The organism is Kitasatospora sp. NPDC088742, from assembly GCF_055584905.1.
The window spans coordinates 13886-30907 of record NZ_JBVJLD010000048.1 but is presented as its reverse complement, the minus strand read 5'-3'; the positions used below and the strand labels follow the sequence as shown (position 1 = coordinate 30907).

The window sequence follows — 17022 nt, the reverse complement described above, 5'->3', positions numbered from 1 at the left end:
TGGTTCACCCGCCGCCGGAGCCGGAGGAGCCGGACGGGCAGCCGAAGCCGCCGCGCTTGGTGTCGGCCTTGACGAAGGTGCCGCCGATGGCGCTGAGCGAGCCGGAACCGCAGTAGTACCAGCGGCCGGCCGAGGTCTTGCTGTCGGTGCAGGAGTGGTTGTCCAGCACCTTGAGGCTGCCCGGGTCGACGCAGCGACGGGGGGCGCTGCTGTTCGAGGAGCAGCTCGTCAGTGCGAGGGCCAGCGTGCCGACCATGCCCAGCGCGACGAAGCCCGATCTACGGCGGTCGGGAGCGGGAGTGGAGCTCATGGCGGGAGATGCTACTGGGAAGGGCCCGCAGGGGAACCTGATGGGATATCTTTTGCCGATCCTTGAGCAGGGATTCCGACTTCTTCCATCGGGGGCCACCCAGTGAACGACATCGTCAACGGCCTCGGTGCCGCCGCCGTCTTCGGGGCGGTGGGCGTGGTCCTGCTGCTGCTCGGCGTCGGCCTGGTGGACGTGCTGACCCCCGGGAAGCTCAGCCACCAGATCTGGGTCGACCGCAACCGCAACGCCGCCGTGGTGCTCAGCTCCGCGCTGCTCGGGATCGGCGGGATCGTCTTCACCGCGATCATGTCCACCTACGACGACTTCGGCAAGGGCCTGGCCACCACCGCGCTGTTCGGCGTGCTCGGCCTGGTGCTGATGGCGGTGGCCTTCTGGCTGCTGGACGTGCTGACGCCGGGCAAGCTGGGCGCCATCCTGGTCGACCCGGAGCCGCACCCGGCGGTCTGGGTGACCGCCAGCATGAACCTCGCGGTGGCCGCGATCATCGCCGCTTCGATCGCCTGATCCCACCTGCGCGGAACCCCCCTGGAGCCGGGCTCCAGGGGGGTTCTGTCGCTCCGTCAGCCCTCCAGGAAGGCCTTGAGGGCGGCGGCCAGCAGGTACGGGTCCTCGGCGCCGCAGAGCTCACGGGCGGAGTGCATGGAGAGCGCGGCGATGCCGCAGTCCACCGTGGTGATGCCGAGCCGGGCCGCGGTGATCGGGCCGATGGTGGTGCCGCAGGGCATCGAGTTGTTGGAGACGAAGGTCTGCCACGGCACGCCGGCCTTCTCGCAGGCGGCGGTGAAGACGGCGCGGCCGAGCGCGTCGGTGGCGTACCGGTTGTTGACGTTGACCTTGAGGATCGGCCCGCCGTTGGGCATCGGCTGGTGGCCGGGCTCGTGGCGCTCGGTGTAGTTCGGGTGGACGGCGTGGCCCATGTCGGAGGAGAGACAGACGGTGCCGGCCAGCGCGCGGGCGCGGTCCTCCGGGGTCCCTCCCCGCGCGTAGACACTGCGCTCCAGCACGTTCCCCAGCAGCGGGCCCTGGGCGCCGGTGTCGGACTCGCTGCCGGTCTCCTCGTGGTCGAAGGCGGCCAGCACCGGGATGCAGCCGGGCTCGCCGCCGGCGGTGGCCACCGCGGCCAGCGCGGCGGTGGCGGCGTGCACCGAGAGCAGGTTGTCCAGCCGGGGCGCGGCCAGCAGCTCGCGGTCCTTGCCCAGGTAGGCGGGCGGCTGGACGTCGTGGGTCATCAAGTCCCAGCCGATCACGTCGGAGGCGGCCAGACCGGCCCGCTCGGCGACGTACTCGATCAGGGAGCCCTCGGTGACCTTGCCGAGGCCCCAGATCGGCGTGAGGTGGCGCTGCTTGTCGAGCTTCATGCCCTCGTTGACCTGACGGTCCAGGTGGATGGCGAGCTGCGGCACGCGCAGCAGCGCCTCGTCCAGCTGAACCAGCGTCACGCTGCCGTCGCGCAGGGCGAGCCGGCCGGAGAGGCCGAGGTCGCGGTCCAGCCAGGTGTTCAGCGGGACGCCGCCGTAGATCTCGACCGCGACCTGCCGCCAGCCGGCGGCGCCGGTGTCCGGCACCGGCTTGACCCGCAGGTTCGGCGAGTCGGTGTGGGTGCCCACCACCCGGAACGGCGTCTCGGGGCCCGCGCCCTCCGGCACGTACCAGGCGATCAGCGCACCGCCCCGGACCACGTAGCGGCCGCCGGCCGCGGCGTCCCAGGCGTCGGTCTCGGCCACCCGGCGGAAGCCGGCCTTCTCGAGCCGCTCGGCCGCGCTGGCCACCGCGTGGAACGGCGACGGCGATGCGCTGAGGAAGGCGATCAGGTCGTCGGTGTGCGTTCGGTCGAAGGAGGCCGGGCGGACGGCGGTCGACATGCTGCTCCTGGGTCGAGGGAGGGCTGAAGCCCGGTGGGGACCGGTCTTCGCACCCGAGCATATGCCCGTACACGGACATGACGCTGTGAACTCAACAACGGTGACACAACGGTGAAGCGCTCGTTGCCTTTCCCCCGGACCGCCCTCCGGAATCCGCCGGTCCGCCCGTCAGGAGAGGACGCAGCGACCGTCCAACCGCCGGGCCAACTCCCGCAGCGGCAGGCCCGGCTCGACCGCCAGCACGGCCCCGGCCACCCGCACCGCCGCCGCGGAGCCCGCGCAGGCCCTCAGCAGCGCGTTCCTGACCGCCGGATCCCAGCTGCCCGGGTCGACCCCGCCGAGCACCCCCAGGAGCAGCAGCGCCTCGGTGTCGGACAACCGCCCCTCCCCACCGCCCCGTTGGGCCGCCACCCGGCCGGCACCGACACCCTCCTCCTCCGGCACTTCCCCCGGCCACTCGGCCCAGCCGGCCGCCAAGGTCATCGCCACCGCGGCACTCCCGTCCAGACCGAGCGCCACCACGATCCGCCGCACCGACCCCGCCCTCGGCCGGCTCCGCCCGCGCTCCATGTTCCCGATCGCCCTGGCACTGAGCCCCGACCGGTCGGCGAGCTCCTCCTGGCTCAGTGCGGCGGCCTCCCTCGACCTGCGCAGTAGTCGGCCGAACCGCTCCTCCGACTCGTGCATCAATCCGTCCCCCCGGACGCAGATGGATCCGCTACCCCATCACCATAGGTAACTCGCCCACCACACAAGGGTGATGTGACGCACGCCACAGGGCCATATGGACATCAAGGGGACAGACCGCCGCGGGCGGGCGCCGACCACGCGGGCCGGAGAACTTCCGGTCTAAGTTCCTGTCCGCACGACCCGCACCTGACGGAGGATCAACTCCTGCGCGGCCCGGTCCGGGTCGCGCAACGGCGGCCCGGTCGTTCGCCACGTCGAACCACCGGACGAGAGGACACAGTCGTGGCGACCCGAGTCCGAGTCATCACCGCGGCCCTGGCCGGCCTGACCGCGGCCGGCTGCAGCAGTTCCGGCGCGGACCGGCCCGCGGATCCGCCGCCGGTGCTCGGTGCCGTCGCGACCGTCACGGAGCCGGGCCAGATCGCGCTACCGATCGACGACTACCTGGTGACCACCGCCCAGGTCCGCCAGATCGTGAAGGCCCAGGACCTGCTCGCGGCGGAGTGTCTGCGCGGGTACGGGCTCACCGCCCGGCCGACCGTCCTGGTCGGCCTGGAGGACATGGTGGCGGGGCGCCTGACGCGCAGTCCGGTCTACGGCTACTTCGACGTGGCGAACGCCGGGTCCAAGGGGTACGCGACGGTGCGGACCACGCCCCCTCCTCCGCCCGGCGCCCCGTTGGACGAGGCCACGGCCGATCGCAACCACATCGCGCTCACCGGAGCCGACCCCCGCACGGGCCAGCCGGTGACCACCCTGGACGGCAGGCCCGTTCCGGCGGGCGGGTGCCAGCAGAAGAGCCGTGAGGCGCTCGGCGGTGCCACCCCCAACCCCGATGCCGGCGACCTGCCGAACGGCGGCCCGAAGGTCCCCACCACGGACCCCCGGCTGGTCGAGGCCTTCGGCAAGTGGTCCGCCTGCATGAAGGAGAAGGGGTTCGAGTACAAGGACCCCGGCGCAGCGATCGGCGACCCGGCCTGGCAGCAGCAGACCACGCAGCCCAGCCCGCAGGAGATCGCGACCGCCTCCGCCGACATCGCCTGCAAGCTCGCCGGCAACACCGTGGGCGTCGCGGTGGCCGTCCAGACCGCCTACGCGAAGCGGTACGTCGAGGCCAACGCGACCGAGCTCGCGGCCTACCGGCAGCGCACCGACGACATGCTCCGCAAGGCCGCGGAGCTCACCGCCGCCGCGCCTTCCTCCAGCTGAAACCCGGCCTCTTACCACCAACTGACAAGCCATCAACAACAATTCACCCGAGACGGCCCGCACTCGACCGCGGCCGCACGGGGGGACGACGGTGCTCGTGATGCGTAGGAAGAACCTCCTGGACGCCACCGAGGACGGTGAACAGCCACAGGGTCCGGGGCGGTCCCGGGCGGCCCGGCGGCAGCGGGTCGTGCTGGTGGTCGCGGTGGTCTCCGCCGTGCTGTCCACCGGCGGCCTGGCGGCGACCACCCTGGTGAAGTCCCCGGCGGAGCGCGCGGCCCGGACGGCCCCGCCGCCGCGGACCCTGCTCACCGCCTCGGTGGTCAGCCGGGTGCTCAACCCCTCAGTGACCGCCCGGGCCTCGGTGTACCCGCCGACCAGGTACGACGTGGTGCCCACCGCCGCCTCGACCGAAATCACCCAGCTGTTCCTGTCGAAGCTGGGCACCAAGGCCGGCGACGCGGTGGCCAGCGGGCGGCTGCTCGCGGAGGTGTCGGGCCAGCCGCTGTACGTCCTGAAGGGGGCGGTACCCGCCTACCGCGACCTGAAGCCGGGCTCCAGCGGCCCCGACGTGGTCGAACTCCAGGATGCCCTGAGGGAGTTGGGGTACCCGAGCGGCTCCGACGAGAAGGGCATCTTCGGCCCCGGCACCAAGCAGGCGGTCACCGGCTTCTACCGCGCCCTCGGCTACCCGGTGCCCGTCACCGGGGCGGCCACCCAACAGGCGGTCAGCGCCGCCCAGAAGGCGGTGGACACCGGGAAGCAGACCGTGGAGGGCCTGCTGGCCCAGAAGAACTCCGGCCAGCCGAACGGTACTTCGCCCGACCAGCCGCCCGCCGGGCTCGGCATAGACCAGCAGATCGCGGCCGCCAAACGGCAGTTGACCGCCGACCAAGCGGCGCTGGCCCAGGCCGTCACGGTGAACGGCCCGATGGTGCCGGGCGCCCACGTGGTCTTCCTGCCCGCGCTGCCGGCCACCGTCACGGCCGTGAACGGCTCGGTCGGGGCGCCGGCCTCGGGTGCGCTGCTCTCGCTCACCAGCGGCGGACTGACCGTCACCGGCCAGCTGACCCCCGCTCAGGCAGCCGCGGTCAAGGCCGGGATGGCGGTGGAGGTCCTGGACGAGGAGACCGGCACCAAGCTCACCGCCAGGGTCACCGAGCTGGGCACGCCGACCACCGCCCCGCCGGCCGGCAAGGTGATCTCGCTCGGCGGGGCCGCCGCCGGCCAGAACGCCGGTGGCGGCGCGGCCCCGGCCCCGGCGCAGGGCGGCGGCGCCCCGGCCGGGCCCTCGTACATCCCCGTGACCATCACCCCCGACAGCCCGCTGCCCGGCGCGCTGAGCGGGAAGAACGTCCGGATCACCATCCTCAAGGACACCGCCGTCCAGCCGGTGACCGCCGTCCCGGTGGCGGCGATCTTCACCGACGCGGGCGGGCGGACCGCCGTCACCACCGTGGGCGCCGGCGGCCTGCGGACCAACGTGTCGGTCACCACCGGCGTCACCGCCGACGGCCTGGTCGGCGTCGTCCCCAACCTCGAGGGCGCCCTCAAGCCCGGCGACCAGGTGGTGGTCGGCTCGTGACCGAAACCGCTGAGACCCCCGGGGCCCCCGTCATCCGGCTCGCCGCGGTCGGCCGCAGCTTCCCCGGGCAGCCGCCCGTGGTCGCGCTCCGGCCCGCCGACCTGACGGTCCGCCAGGGCGAGTACGTCTCCATCACCGGGCCCTCGGGCTCGGGGAAGTCCACCCTGCTGCACCTGCTCGGGCTGCTGGACACCCCGAGCCAGGGCCGGTACGAGCTGGACGGCATCGACACCGGCGCACTGCGCGACCGCGACCGGTCCACGCTGCGCGGGCGCCGGATCGGCTTCGTCTTCCAGTCCTTCCACCTGCTGCCGCACCGCACCGCCGAGGAGAACGTGGTGCTGGCCCAGGTCTACAACCGGGTGCCCCGCGCCGTACGGGCGGGGGCGGCCCGGGAGGCGCTGCACCTGGTGGGGCTCGGCCACCGGCTGGACGCGCTGCCGACCACCATGTCCGGCGGCGAGCGCCAGCGGGTCGCCATCGCCCGGGCCCTGGTGAACCGGCCCAGCCTGCTGCTGTGCGACGAGCCGACCGGGAACCTGGACTCCGCCAACGCCGAGGCGGTGCTCGCGCAGTTCGACGAGCTGCACGGCCAGGGCTACACCCTGGTGGTCATCACCCACGACCCGGCGGTGGCGGCCCGGGCCGGCCGGCAGGTGGCGATCCGGGACGGCGTGCTGTCCGAGACCTCGGAGGTGGCGCACTGATGGCCCGTCACGTACTGCCGGAGCCGGGCTCCCGGCTCGGCCCGCGGGACCTGTGCGCCGAGGCCCTGGCCGGCATCCTCCAGCGCCCCGGCCGGTCCGTCCTCACCATGCTGGGGACGGTGCTCGGCATCGGCGCCTTCGTGGCGGTGCTGGGCCTGACCGCGACCGCCTCCGGCCAGATCGGCGAGCAGTTCGACCTCACCAGGGCCACCACCGTGAACGTCGCCGACCGCCCGCGGACGGAGGGCGTCCGCCCGGGGTCCAATCCGCCGCCGAGCTTCCCCGAGGACGCGGACGCCCGGCTCTCCCGGATCGACGGCGTCACCGCGGCCGGCGTCTGGTGGCCGCTCCCCGCCAATCCGGTGCTCTCGGCCCGCCCCACCGACGCGCAGAACGCCGGCACCGGCCTCACCGTCTTCGCCGCGACCCCCGGCGCGGTCACCGCGATGGCGCCCACCCTGGTGAGCGGCGTGACCATGGACGCCTTCGCGCAGAAGACCGCGCAGCCGGTGGTGATGCTCAGTCAGGCCGCCGCCAAGCGGCTCGGGGTGAGCCGGCTGGACGTCCAGCCGGCCGTCTTCCTGGACGGGCTGCCGTACACGGTGATCGGGATCTACTCGGACGTCCAGCGGCTGCCCGCCACCCTGCTCGGGGTGATCGTCCCGGCCAGCACGGCGCTGGAGCGGTACGGCAACCCCGGCACCGAGCCCGACCGCAGCGCCCAGGGGCTGATCGCCACCAGGACGGGCGCGGCCACCGTGGTGGCCGAGCAGGTCGCGACCGCCCTGCGCCCGGACTCCCCCGGCTCCTTCACCGTCACCCCGCCGCCCGACCCGCACGGCCTGCGCGACCGGGTGACCTCCGACCTGACCGGGCTCTTCCTCGCGCTGGCCGCGATCTGCCTGCTGGTGGGCGCGGTGGGCATCGCCAACACCACCCTGGTGGCGGTGCTGGAGCGCACCGAGGAGATCGGCCTGCGCCGCGCGCTCGGCGCCAGGACCAGGCACATCGCGGCCCAGTTCCTCACCGAGTCGACCGTGCTGGGCACCCTCGGCGGCCTGGTCGGCACCAGCGTCGGCGTGCTGACGGTGCTGGTGGTGGCGGCCGCCCGGGACTGGACGGCGGTGATGCACCCGGCCACCACCCTGCCCGCTCCGCTGATCGGCTCGGTGATCGGCCTGCTGGCCGGCCTGTACCCGTCACTGCGGGCGGCCCGCACCGACCCGCTGAAGGCCCTGCGCGGCGGCGGCTGACCCCGAGCGCGAGGTGCGGGAACGCACCGCGGGGCCCGGTCCAGTCGGACCGGGCCCCGCGGTGTGAGGGTGTGTCAGGCAGTCATCGGGGCGAGGCCTAGAAGGCCTCCTCCGCCAGCTCCATGATCTCGTTGTCGATGCCCTCGGCGATCAGGCGCTGCGGGGTGACCGTCGGCAGGACGTTGCGGGCGAAGAACTTCGCGGCCGCGACCTTGCCCTGGTAGAAGGACACGTCCTTCGGGGTGGCACCGGCCTCCAGCTTGGCCAGCGCGACGGAGGCCTGACGGAGCAGCAGCCAGCCGACCACCACGTCGCCCGAGGCCATCAGCAGGCGGGTGGTGTTCTGGCCCACCTTGTACATGTTCTTGACGTCCTGCTCGACCGAGGAGAGGTCGGCCAGCAGCTTGCCGACGATCGCCTCCAGGTCACCGGCCGCCTTGCCGAGCAGCTCGCGCTCGCCCGCCAGGGCCTCGCCGCCCTCGCCGGCCGCCAGGAACTTCTTGATCTGCTCGGAGATCACGGTGAGCGCCTGGCCGCCGTCCTTGACGATCTTCCGGAAGAAGAAGTCCAGGCCCTGGATCGCGGTGGTGCCCTCGTACAGGGTGTCGATCTTGGCGTCGCGGATGTACTGCTCGATCGGGTACTCCTGCAGGAAGCCGGAGCCGCCGAAGGTCTGCAGGGACTGGGCGAGCTGCTCGTAGGACTTCTCCGAGCCGTAGCCCTTGACGATCGGGAGCAGCAGGTCGTTCAGGCGCTCGGCCGCGTCGTCGTGCTCGCCGCGCAGGCGGGCCGCCATCACGTCGTCCTGGACCGAGGCGGTGTACAGCACCAGGGCGCGCATGCCCTCGGCGTACGCCTTCTGGGTCAGCAGCGAGCGGCGCACGTCCGGGTGGTGGGTGATGGTGACGCGCGGCGCGGTCTTGTCCAGGAACTGCGAGATGTCGGCGCCCTGCACGCGCTCCTTGGCGTACTCCAGCGCGTTCAGGTAGCCGGTGGAGAGGGTGGCGATGGCCTTCGTGCCGACCATCATCCGGGCGAACTCGATGATCTTGAACATCTGGCGGATGCCGTCGACGGTCTCGCCGACCAGCCAGCCCTTGGCGGGGTGCTTGGCGCCGAAGGTCATCTCGCAGGTGTTCGAGGCCTTGAGGCCCATCTTGTGCTCGACGTTGGTGGCGTAGGCGCCGTTGCGCTCGCCCAGCTCGCCGGTCTCCCAGTCGAAGTCGAACTTGGGGACGATGTACAGACCGAGGCCCTTGGTGCCCGGCTTGCCGCCCTCGGGGCGGGCCAGCACCAGGTGGATGATGTTCTCGGACATGTCGTGCTCGCCCGAGGTGATGAAGCGCTTCACACCCTCGATGTGCCAGGAGCCGTCCTCCTGCTTGACCGCCTTGGTGCGGCCGGCGCCCACGTCCGAACCGGCGTCCGGCTCGGTCAGCACCATGGTGGCGCCCCACTGGCGGTCGACCATGTGCTTGGCGATCTTGTGCTGCTCCTCGGTGCCCTCGTCGTACACGACGCCGGCGAAGGCCGGACCGGAGGAGTACATCCAGATCGCCGGGTTGGAGCCCAGGATCTGCTCGGCGTAGGCCCAGATCAGCGAGGACGGGGTGACCTGGCCGCCGATGGCCTCCGGGATGCCCAGCCGCCACCACTCGGCGTCCATGTACGCCTGGTAGCTCTTCTTGAAGGTCTCCGGGACCGGAGCGGTGTTGGTCTCCGGGTCGAAGACCGGCGGGTTGCGGTCGGTGTCGGCGAAGGAGGCGGCGAGCTCGTTCTCGGCCAGCCGGGAGATCTCGCTGAGGATGTTCTTCGCGGTCTCGACGTCCATGTCGGCGTACGGACCGGTGCCGTACACCTGGTCACGACCGAACACCTCGAAGAGGTTGAACTCCACGTCGCGCAGGTTGGACTTGTAGTGACCCATGACCGTTTCTCCGGTTCGTCGCTTCCGGGGGTCCGCCGCCTTCGAGCGCCCCACTTACCCACCAGTAGGCACCATGATGCTACCCGTAAGTAACATGTTCAAGCCCCTGGAGCCGAAAGGGCTATGAACAGGGTCACGTCCGCCGATAACCTTGACCCCGTGTACGGCTACGAGCAGACCGGGTATCAGGGCGACCCCTACCAGCAGCAGGCGCAGCAGCAGCACGCCCAGCAGCAGGGGATGAACGGCATGCCGGGCCCCGGCCAGTACGGCGAACAGCCCCCGCAGGCCGCCCCCCAGCAGTCTCTCTACCCGGAACCCTCGCCGCCATCCCTCGCGGACGCGGTCCGGGCCTTCACCACCGGCGCGATGCCGGTGGAGGACTTCCAGGCGATCTTCATCACCTCCAAGGTGCACTGCCCGCGCGGCGACCGGCCGGGCTTCCTGGCGCTGCACAACACGCCGACCCCGGTGATCCCGATGTTCAGCTCGCTCAAGGAGCTACGCCGGTACGCGGGCAAGGACTCCAAGCACTTCAGCGTCTCCGGCGCCGAGGTGCTCGACCTGCTGCCGACCGGCTACGGCTTCGCCCTGGACATGGAGGGCGAGCACCGGATGGTCTTCGACGCCAAGGCCGTGGAGCAGATGGTCGACTTCACCATGCGGCGGATGTACGGCTGAGACCCCCCGGGAACCCCTCAGGGGAGACCCATGACCCGATGGTTCAACTTTCAACTTGATTGTTGTTGAGAGTTGAACTACATTGGCCGACGTAGGCCAGAGAACCCCGAAGAAGGAGGCCGACATGCCCGCCGTGACCGTCGAGAACCCGCTGACCCTTCCGCGCGTCGCCACCCCGGACGCCGCGACCAACACCCCTCGACCGGTGCTCGCGGTGGTCACCGCCCCGGAGGGCTTCGAGGGCGAGGGCTTCCCGGTCCGCCGGGCCTTCGCGAAGATCAACACCAAGTACCTCGACCCGTTCATCATGATGGACCAGATGGGCGAGGTGGAGTACGCCGCCGGAGAGCCCAAGGGCACCCCGTGGCACCCGCACCGCGGCTTCGAGACCGTCACCTACCTGATCGACGGCGAGTTCATCCACAAGGACTCGCACGGCGGCGGCGGCCACCTCGGCGGCGGCGACACCCAGTGGATGACGGCCGGCTCGGGCATCCTGCACATCGAGACCCCGCCGGAGTCGCTGGTGCTGACCGGCGGCCTGTTCCACGGCATCCAGCTCTGGGTGAACCTGCCGGCCGCGGACAAGATGACCCAGCCCCGGTACCAGGACATCCACGGCGGCCACGTCAAGCTGCTCACCACGCCGGACGGCGGCGCGGTGCTCCGCCTGATCGCGGGTCAGCTGGACGGCCACGAGGGCCCCGGCGTCACCCACACCCCGATCACCCTGCTGCACGCCACCGTGACGCCCGGCGCGGAGATCACCATCCCGTGGCGGAAGGACTTCAACGCGCTGGCGTACGTCCTCAACGGCGACGGGACGATCGGCGCCGAGCACCGGCCGATCCACACCGGGCAGTCGGCGGTCTTCGGCGAGGGCGACACCCTCACCATCGCGGCCGACGCCAAGCAGGACTCCCGGCACCCCAACCTGGACGTGATCATCCTGGGCGGGCAGCCGATCCGGGAGCCGGTGGCCCACTACGGGCCGTTCGTGATGAACAGTCACCGCGAGCTGGAGCAGGCCATGCGGGACTTCCAGTCGGGCGCCTTCGGGCAGCCGACGGACTGACCCGCCGTCACCTCGGAGGCCCGGTTCCCTGTTCGGGGGCCGGGCCTCCGGCACGGCACTAGATCCGGGCGTAGAGCGCGGAGGCGTCGTCGTGGGCCTTGCCTCGGGGCCAGCGGCGGCAGTGCGCGTCGGTCCGTTCGGTGGCGCGGACCTGGGCGATCAGTTCGGAGGGCCCCTGTTCGGCGAGCAGGTGGACGGCGTCGGACCAGCTGCCCAGGCCGAAGCGCTCGGTCCAGCGGGAGGCCCCGTCGCTGAGCGCGGCGACGGCGCGCAGGGCGGTGAGCCGGACGAAGCCGGTCTCGGCGTGGCCGGCCGCGCGCGGGGAGGCGGCGGCGATCCACGGGCCGTGGCCGGTGTTGCGGGCCGCCCGGACGGCGAGCGAGTAGCGCAGGTGCAGCTCCGCCCGTTCGGCCGAGCCCGGGACGGTGGACCAGATCTGACGCCGCAGCAGCTCACCGGCCGGGAAGCGCTGGTTGTCCCCGATCACCCGGGGCGGGCCGTCCTTGAGGTCCAGCACCAGCAGCGAGTCGCCGAGCACCAGGTACTCCAGCGAACTGCCGTGCACCCGGGCCGCCACCACCATGGCGGCCGGGGTGTTGGGGTGGGCCAGGTCGCAGCGGCCGCCGTGCAGCGCGGCCGTCTCCACGATGGCGTCGGACAGGCACTCGGCGATCGAGCGGTCGGCCCGGTCGGTGAGTCTGGCCAGGAGGTGGACTCCGAGGCGCCGTACGTACCAAGGGGTGCCGTGCCGGCAGCCGGACTCGAAGTCCTCCGGACTGCTCGACCCGTCCAGCAGTACCAGTGCCTCCGGGCTGGCGGCGGCGAAGTCCTCGCTCTCCCGGCCCGGCTTCTGCGGTTCGCCCGCGAGCTCTACCTGCATCCCGACAGTGTGGCGGCGGAGCGGACGAGCGGACAGGGTACCGGCGGGATAGCGTCGTGAATGTCCTGTTCTGTGACCTTTTCAGGAGCCTCACGTGATGGTGCTGCAGTTCTTCGTCCTGCTGATCGCCGCGATCGGCTTCCCGACCCTCGTCCTGCTCTACCTGATGGGCGGCCCGCAGTACCGGGACCGGCCGCACTGAACCGGCCGCACCGAACCGGCCGTCCCGAACCGGCGCCCCGGCGGGGAAATGGCCAGCCGGGGGGCCTCGGGCGTGACAGGGTGGCCCCGTAACACCGGTACCGGTTCCTGGAGGTCACACATGAGCGCCACACCCGAACCCGTCGAGCCGACGGAGGGCGAGGAGCCCGTCGCCGAGCCCGACGACCAGAAGGCGAAGTTCCTCGAAGCGCTCGCCCGCAAGCAGGGCGCCAAGGGCGGCGGCAACGGCGGCCCGGGCGGCGAGTCGAAGATCCACGGCACCCACGCGGCGGCCGGTGGCAAGCGGAACTTCCGTCGCAAGAGCGGCGGCTGACGGCCCGCCGAAGGCGGCTCTCCCCTCCCGGGAGGGCCGCCTTTCGCGTTGCCGCCGGCCGGTGGCGTCACGGCGTGGGGGCGGCCTCCGTGAGGAAGCCGAGGACGTTGTCGAGCACGGCCGGCTCGGTGAGCACCCGGTTGTGGCCGAGCCCACGGGTGGTCAGCAGGCGGGCGCCATACGGCTCGTACGCCGCGTGGAGCGGGCCGGACTGGTCGTACGGGATGACGCGGTCGCCCTCGTCGTGCACCAGGAGGAGGGGGAGGGCGAGCTCCTCCGGGCGGTGCAGCGGGCTGAGGCCCGGGTAGTCCAGGCCGGGCGGGAGCACCGCCGTGATCCGGCGGCGCAGTTCGGGTACCGCCCAGCCACCGAGCCCGAGGCCGGCCGCGAAGGCGCGCGGGAAGAGGTCGAAGTCACCGGGCCCGGCGATGGCCACCAGGCGGCCGGCCTTGACGGTGTCGCGCAGGGCCAGCACGGCGGCCGGCACCGCGAGGGAGTGGGCGACCACCGCCTCGAACGGCCCGTGGCGGTCGTGCAACTGACGGATCGCCTCGCGGTAGTCGAGGATCGTGACCGTCCGGCCGGCCGACTCGCCGTGGCCGGGGGCGTCGAAGGAGAGCACCGTGAACCCGAGGGCGCGCAGCCGGGGCACCAGGGCGGCGTAGCGGGAGGCGCGGGACTGCCAGCCGTGCAGCAGCAGCACCGGACGGGCGCCGTCGCCCCAGCGGTAGGTGGTGACGGCGGTGCCGTGCACCTCGATGCGCTCCTCGACGGCGGCGGCCTGCAGCTCGCGCTCCTCGGAGCGGAGGCGGCTGCGGTGGACCGGGCGGACGAAGAGGGCGAAGGCGGCGCGGCCGGCCAGGCGGGGCGAGACGGACGCCGTGGCGTTCAAGGCGGTGCGGATCAGGGCGACGGACAGGTCCATGGGCACTCCCCGGTCGGGCCGCGGCATGGGCGTGCGGCCGCTCGATGGAAATATATTAGCACGACCGTTCGTGCAGTTTGTGGGACGAGGCCGGCTTCGGGAAGCGCTGATGAGGCGTCAGGCGGTGAGTGCGTTCAGGGACTGGTCGATGACGGCGGCGGCCCGGTCGAAGCGGGCCGGGTCGTCGAGGAGCAGGCTCTGCGCGTTGGCGGTCTCCATCGCGGCGACCAGGAGGAAGGCCAGCTGTTCGGGTTCGGCCGCGGGGGCCAGTTCGCCGGCGGCGCGGGCGGTGCGGGCGAGCTCCACCAGCAGGCCCTCCCAGTCGCGGGCGGCCTCGGCGAGGGCGTCCCGGATCGGGCCGGGCTGCGTGTTGAACTCGGCCGAGACCGACTGGAAGAAGCAGCCGCCCGGGAAGACCCGGTCGCGGGCGTAGCCGACCCAGGCGGCGCAGAGGGCACGGAGTTTCGGGAGGCCGGGGGCGGCCTCCTCGTTCGGGGCGATCACCGCGTCGTAGAAGATCCGGCGGGCGGCCCGGACGGTGGCGAGCTGGAGCTCCTCCTTCGACCCGAAGGCGGCGAACACCCCGCTCTTGCTCAGCCCCAGGTCGGTGGCGAGGCGTCCGATCGACAGCGCCCCGAGCCCCTCGACGGAGGCCACCTCGACGGCCCGCCCGAGCACCGCCCGGCGGGTCTCGTTGCCCCGCTCCACCCGGCCGTCGGCCACGGCTCCCACCTCACTCCGCATCAGGCCCTCCAGGGTAGGGGCTCGCCGGGGCGGTCGTGCCGGGGTGGCCGTGCCGGGGCGCGGGGCGCTGCGGACGGACGGACGGCAGTGCGTACCCCGGGGGACGTCACCGTGTGCCGCGGGCCGCCGGTGCGACGGATCCCGCCCAGGTGAGGAGCTGTTCGTCGTGGTGGGACGGGGCGATCAGCTGGAGGCCGAGGGGGAGGCCGTCGAGGGGTGTGGTGGGGAGGGTCAGGGCGGGCCAGCCCAGGGCGCTCCAGGGGGTGGACATGACGGGGTCGCCGGTGGACTCCAGGCCGGGTGGGGGCGGGCCGGTGGCCGCGGGGGTGGCCCAGAGGTCGATGCCCTCGGTGGTGGTGAACTCGGTGAGCCGGTGGCGGTGGCGGGTGAGGTCGTGCTGGGCGGCGGCGTACTCCGCGGTGGTGATCTCCTGCCCGTGCCGGATCGCGGCCGCCGTCTCGGGCCGGTAGAGGCGGCCGAAGCGGGGGAACAACTCGCCGTGCACCCGGGCCAGTTCGTACCGGGTGACGATCTCCACCGCCTCGACCAGCGCGGCCAGGTCACCGGGCGGGGCGAGTCGACGGACCGTCAGGCCCAGCTCCCGGAGCGCCGTTTCGAAGGCCGCCAGCGCGGCCGGCTCCACCGGGGCGAGGTAGGGCTCGGGGACGCCGAGCACCGGCGCGGGCAGGGGCCCGTCCACCGGTGCCCAGCCGTCGCAGAGCAGGGCCGCCGCGCGCGCCACGTCCGCGAGGCCGGAGGCCAGGACGCCGACGGTGTCCAGGCTGGGGGCGCAGGCGACCATCCCGTCCGAGGGGATGCGTCCGTACGTGGGACGGAAGCCGACGACGCCGCAGTAGGCGGCGGGGCGGATCACCGAACCGAGGGTCTGGGTGCCGAGGGCGAGCGGCACCAGGCCGGCCGCGACCGCCGCCGCCGAGCCGCTGCTGGAGCCGCCCGGGGTGCGGGTCGGATCGTGCGGGTTCCTGGTCGGGCCGGGGGCGCCGAGGGAGAACTCGGCGGTCACGGTCTTGCCGGCGACCAGCGCGCCCGCCCGCCGCAGCCGCCGCACCGCCGTCGCCTCCGGCCCGGCCAGCACGCCGGGCGGCAGGGCGGAGCCCGCGTGGGTCGGCAGTCCGTCCACGTGGAGGACGTCCTTCACCCCGACCGGCATCCCGTACAGCGGGGGGCGGTCGGGGTGGGGCGGGTGCGCGGTGGGTGGGTGAGCGGTGGGCGGGTGGGCGGTGGGCGGGTGGGCGGCGTACCGGTGCGCCAGCGCGCGGGCCTCGGCGGCGAGCCGGTCGTAGCGGCCGGGCTCCGGGGTGAAGGAGCGCAGCAGCGGGTCGAGCCGGTCGATCCGGGCGCACAGCTCCTCGACCACGCCCTCCGGATCCACGAGCGCCGCTTCCACGCCTGACGGGTCCACGGGGGCGGCGGGCTAGGGCTGCTCGGTGTAGGTGTGTTCGGCCGGCAGGTACGGCACCTCGCGGAGGAAGAGGGCTCCGCAGGTGTGGCAGTTGAGGTCGGGCTGCTCCGACCACCGGGTCGGCTCCCGGGTCTGCGCGTCGCTCTCCAGCTCGTGGCCGCACATCGCGGTGGGGGCGCCCACCGTGGTGATGTGCCAGCTCTTCACGCCACCGGACTGACCGTCAGGGCCGTACTCGGCCCGCATCTGGTGCTCCATGCCCCAAGGCTGCTCCGCCCGCCCCGGACCGGCAATTCCTGAGCGCCCGTCAGGACCGCCGACCCGGCTCCCGGCCGTGGGAGGCCCCGGGGCCAGACTGGTACCCGTCCACCCGCCATCCCGGCGACCGCCCGACCACGGAGGACCCACGCATGACCGCCGCGCTCCGCCCCGCCCACACCGTGATCCGTCCCCGTCCGGTCGACGCGCCCGCCGTGCGGCTCTTCCTCTTCCACCACGCCGGTGGCTCGCACCTGTTCTTCCGGGAGTGGTGCGCGCTCTTCCCGGCCGACTGGGACGTGGTGCTGATGGAGGCGCCCGGGCGCGGCTTCGGCGGCAGCGAGGAGCCGTACACCGAGCTGGGCGCGCTGGTCGAGCGCTTCCGGGCGGACCTGCGCGGCCGCCTGGAGGGGCCGTACGCCTTCTTCGGGCACAGCATGGGCGGCCTGGTCGCCACCGAACTCGCCCGGCGGATACGGGCCGCCGGGGAGCCCGGGCCGCGCTGGCTCGGGATCTCGGCCTGGGCGGCGGACCTGGCCCGGCCCGGCGACGAGGAGGAGCCGCGCTACCTGCGCTCCGACGAGGCGCTGCGGGAGCTGCTGGTCGCGATGGGCGGCACCCCGGCGGAGGTGCTGGGCCTGCCGGAGCTGTGGAAGATGTTCTCCCCCGCGATCCGGGGCGACTTCCAGCTGGTCGACACCGCCCCCGCCCCGCTGCGCGCGCCGCTGGCCGAACTGCCGCAGTCGCTCTTCGCCGGCCAGGACGACCCCGTGACGCCGGCCACCGCGGTGACGGAGCTGGCCGGGCGGCTGCCGCACCTCACCGGCCTGCACCTCCACCCCGGGGACCACTTCTACCTGCGCGAGCAGCGCGAGGTGATCGTCCGTCAGATCACGGCCGACCTCGGCGGGGTGCTCCGGCAGGGGGCCGTCTGAGC

At 73.1% G+C, this 17022-nt stretch carries 18 protein-coding genes; 9 read left to right on the top strand and 9 right to left on the bottom strand.

Annotated features, from left to right (window positions below):
• Positions 1 to 4 precede the first annotated feature (4 nt).
• Positions 5 to 310, bottom strand: coding sequence for a hypothetical protein (locus ACZ6ZR_RS29945; protein ID WP_465647610.1), 306 nt, complete (start codon positions 308 to 310; stop codon positions 5 to 7).
• Between the two features lie 102 nt (positions 311 to 412).
• Between ACZ6ZR_RS29945 and ACZ6ZR_RS29940 the strand changes: the two genes are divergently transcribed.
• Positions 413 to 835, top strand: coding sequence for a DUF350 domain-containing protein (locus tag ACZ6ZR_RS29940; protein ID WP_465647608.1), 423 nt, complete (start codon positions 413 to 415; stop codon positions 833 to 835).
• Between the two features lie 56 nt (positions 836 to 891).
• On the opposite strand, the gene ACZ6ZR_RS29935 is transcribed toward ACZ6ZR_RS29940, so the two are convergent.
• Positions 892 to 2193, bottom strand: coding sequence for a M18 family aminopeptidase (locus ACZ6ZR_RS29935; RefSeq protein WP_465647606.1), 1302 nt, complete (start codon positions 2191 to 2193; stop codon positions 892 to 894).
• Positions 2194 to 2361: 168 nt separating this feature from the next.
• The gene (locus ACZ6ZR_RS29930; protein WP_465647604.1) at positions 2362 to 2880 is read right to left on the bottom strand and encodes a helix-turn-helix domain-containing protein; all 519 of its coding nucleotides are present in this window, start codon (positions 2878 to 2880) and stop codon (positions 2362 to 2364) included.
• Positions 2881 to 3165: 285 nt separating this feature from the next.
• Between ACZ6ZR_RS29930 and ACZ6ZR_RS29925 the strand changes: the two genes are divergently transcribed.
• The 4 genes from ACZ6ZR_RS29925 to ACZ6ZR_RS29910 all read left to right on the top strand — a co-directional run bounded on the left by ACZ6ZR_RS29925 (position 3166) and on the right by ACZ6ZR_RS29910 (position 7637).
• The gene (locus ACZ6ZR_RS29925; RefSeq protein WP_465647603.1) at positions 3166 to 4092 is read left to right on the top strand and encodes a hypothetical protein; all 927 of its coding nucleotides are present in this window, start codon (positions 3166 to 3168) and stop codon (positions 4090 to 4092) included.
• A 100-nt stretch (positions 4093 to 4192) separates the two neighbouring features.
• Positions 4193 to 5677, top strand: a complete 1485-nt coding sequence (locus tag ACZ6ZR_RS29920) for a peptidoglycan-binding protein (protein ID WP_465647601.1) — start codon at positions 4193 to 4195, stop codon at positions 5675 to 5677.
• Entirely contained in the window at positions 5674 to 6384 is a 711-nt protein-coding gene (locus tag ACZ6ZR_RS29915) for an ABC transporter ATP-binding protein (RefSeq protein ID WP_465647599.1), read from the top strand. Before ACZ6ZR_RS29920 ends, ACZ6ZR_RS29915 begins: the two co-directional genes overlap by 4 nt.
• Positions 6384 to 7637 (top strand): ABC transporter permease, encoded by a 1254-nt coding sequence (locus ACZ6ZR_RS29910; RefSeq protein WP_465647597.1) that lies wholly within the window; start codon positions 6384 to 6386, stop codon positions 7635 to 7637. The genes ACZ6ZR_RS29915 and ACZ6ZR_RS29910 overlap by 1 nt, the downstream gene beginning before the upstream one ends.
• Positions 7638 to 7734: 97 nt before the next feature.
• Here ACZ6ZR_RS29910 and ACZ6ZR_RS29905 read toward each other — a convergent pair whose 3' ends face one another.
• Positions 7735 to 9564, bottom strand: coding sequence for an acyl-CoA dehydrogenase (locus ACZ6ZR_RS29905; protein WP_465647595.1), 1830 nt, complete (start codon positions 9562 to 9564; stop codon positions 7735 to 7737).
• Positions 9565 to 9723: 159 nt separating this feature from the next.
• On the opposite strand from ACZ6ZR_RS29905, the gene ACZ6ZR_RS29900 reads away from it, so the two are divergent.
• Positions 9724 to 10245: an SseB family protein gene (locus ACZ6ZR_RS29900; RefSeq protein ID WP_465647593.1), complete on the top strand. Its 522-nt coding sequence runs from the start codon at positions 9724 to 9726 to the stop codon at positions 10243 to 10245.
• 124 nt (positions 10246 to 10369) lie between these two features.
• Positions 10370 to 11320: a pirin family protein gene (locus ACZ6ZR_RS29895; protein ID WP_465647591.1), complete on the top strand. Its 951-nt coding sequence runs from the start codon at positions 10370 to 10372 to the stop codon at positions 11318 to 11320.
• 58 nt (positions 11321 to 11378) lie between these two features.
• Here the strand turns inward: ACZ6ZR_RS29895 and ACZ6ZR_RS29890 are convergent, their stop codons facing one another.
• Positions 11379 to 12200 (bottom strand): integrase, encoded by an 822-nt coding sequence (locus tag ACZ6ZR_RS29890; RefSeq protein ID WP_465647589.1) that lies wholly within the window; start codon positions 12198 to 12200, stop codon positions 11379 to 11381.
• 322 nt (positions 12201 to 12522) lie between these two features.
• Between ACZ6ZR_RS29890 and ACZ6ZR_RS29885 the strand changes: the two genes are divergently transcribed.
• Positions 12523 to 12735, top strand: a complete 213-nt coding sequence (locus ACZ6ZR_RS29885; RefSeq protein ID WP_465647587.1) for a DUF5302 domain-containing protein — start codon at positions 12523 to 12525, stop codon at positions 12733 to 12735.
• A 67-nt stretch (positions 12736 to 12802) separates the two neighbouring features.
• On the opposite strand, the gene ACZ6ZR_RS29880 is transcribed toward ACZ6ZR_RS29885, so the two are convergent.
• The 4 genes from ACZ6ZR_RS29880 to ACZ6ZR_RS29865 all read right to left on the bottom strand — a co-directional run bounded on the left by ACZ6ZR_RS29880 (position 12803) and on the right by ACZ6ZR_RS29865 (position 16085).
• Positions 12803 to 13660, bottom strand: coding sequence for an alpha/beta hydrolase (locus tag ACZ6ZR_RS29880; protein ID WP_465647585.1), 858 nt, complete (start codon positions 13658 to 13660; stop codon positions 12803 to 12805).
• 117 nt (positions 13661 to 13777) lie between these two features.
• Complete coding sequence (locus ACZ6ZR_RS29875) at positions 13778 to 14404, bottom strand: TetR family transcriptional regulator C-terminal domain-containing protein (RefSeq protein WP_465647583.1); 627 nt, start codon at positions 14402 to 14404, stop codon at positions 13778 to 13780.
• A 106-nt stretch (positions 14405 to 14510) separates the two neighbouring features.
• Entirely contained in the window at positions 14511 to 15812 is a 1302-nt protein-coding gene (locus tag ACZ6ZR_RS29870) for an amidase (protein WP_465647581.1), read from the bottom strand.
• A 27-nt stretch (positions 15813 to 15839) separates the two neighbouring features.
• Positions 15840 to 16085 (bottom strand): hypothetical protein, encoded by a 246-nt coding sequence (locus ACZ6ZR_RS29865; protein WP_465647579.1) that lies wholly within the window; start codon positions 16083 to 16085, stop codon positions 15840 to 15842.
• Positions 16086 to 16237: 152 nt separating this feature from the next.
• Between ACZ6ZR_RS29865 and ACZ6ZR_RS29860 the strand changes: the two genes are divergently transcribed.
• Entirely contained in the window at positions 16238 to 17020 is a 783-nt protein-coding gene (locus ACZ6ZR_RS29860) for a thioesterase II family protein (protein WP_465647577.1), read from the top strand.
• Positions 17021 to 17022: the final 2 nt, after the last annotated feature.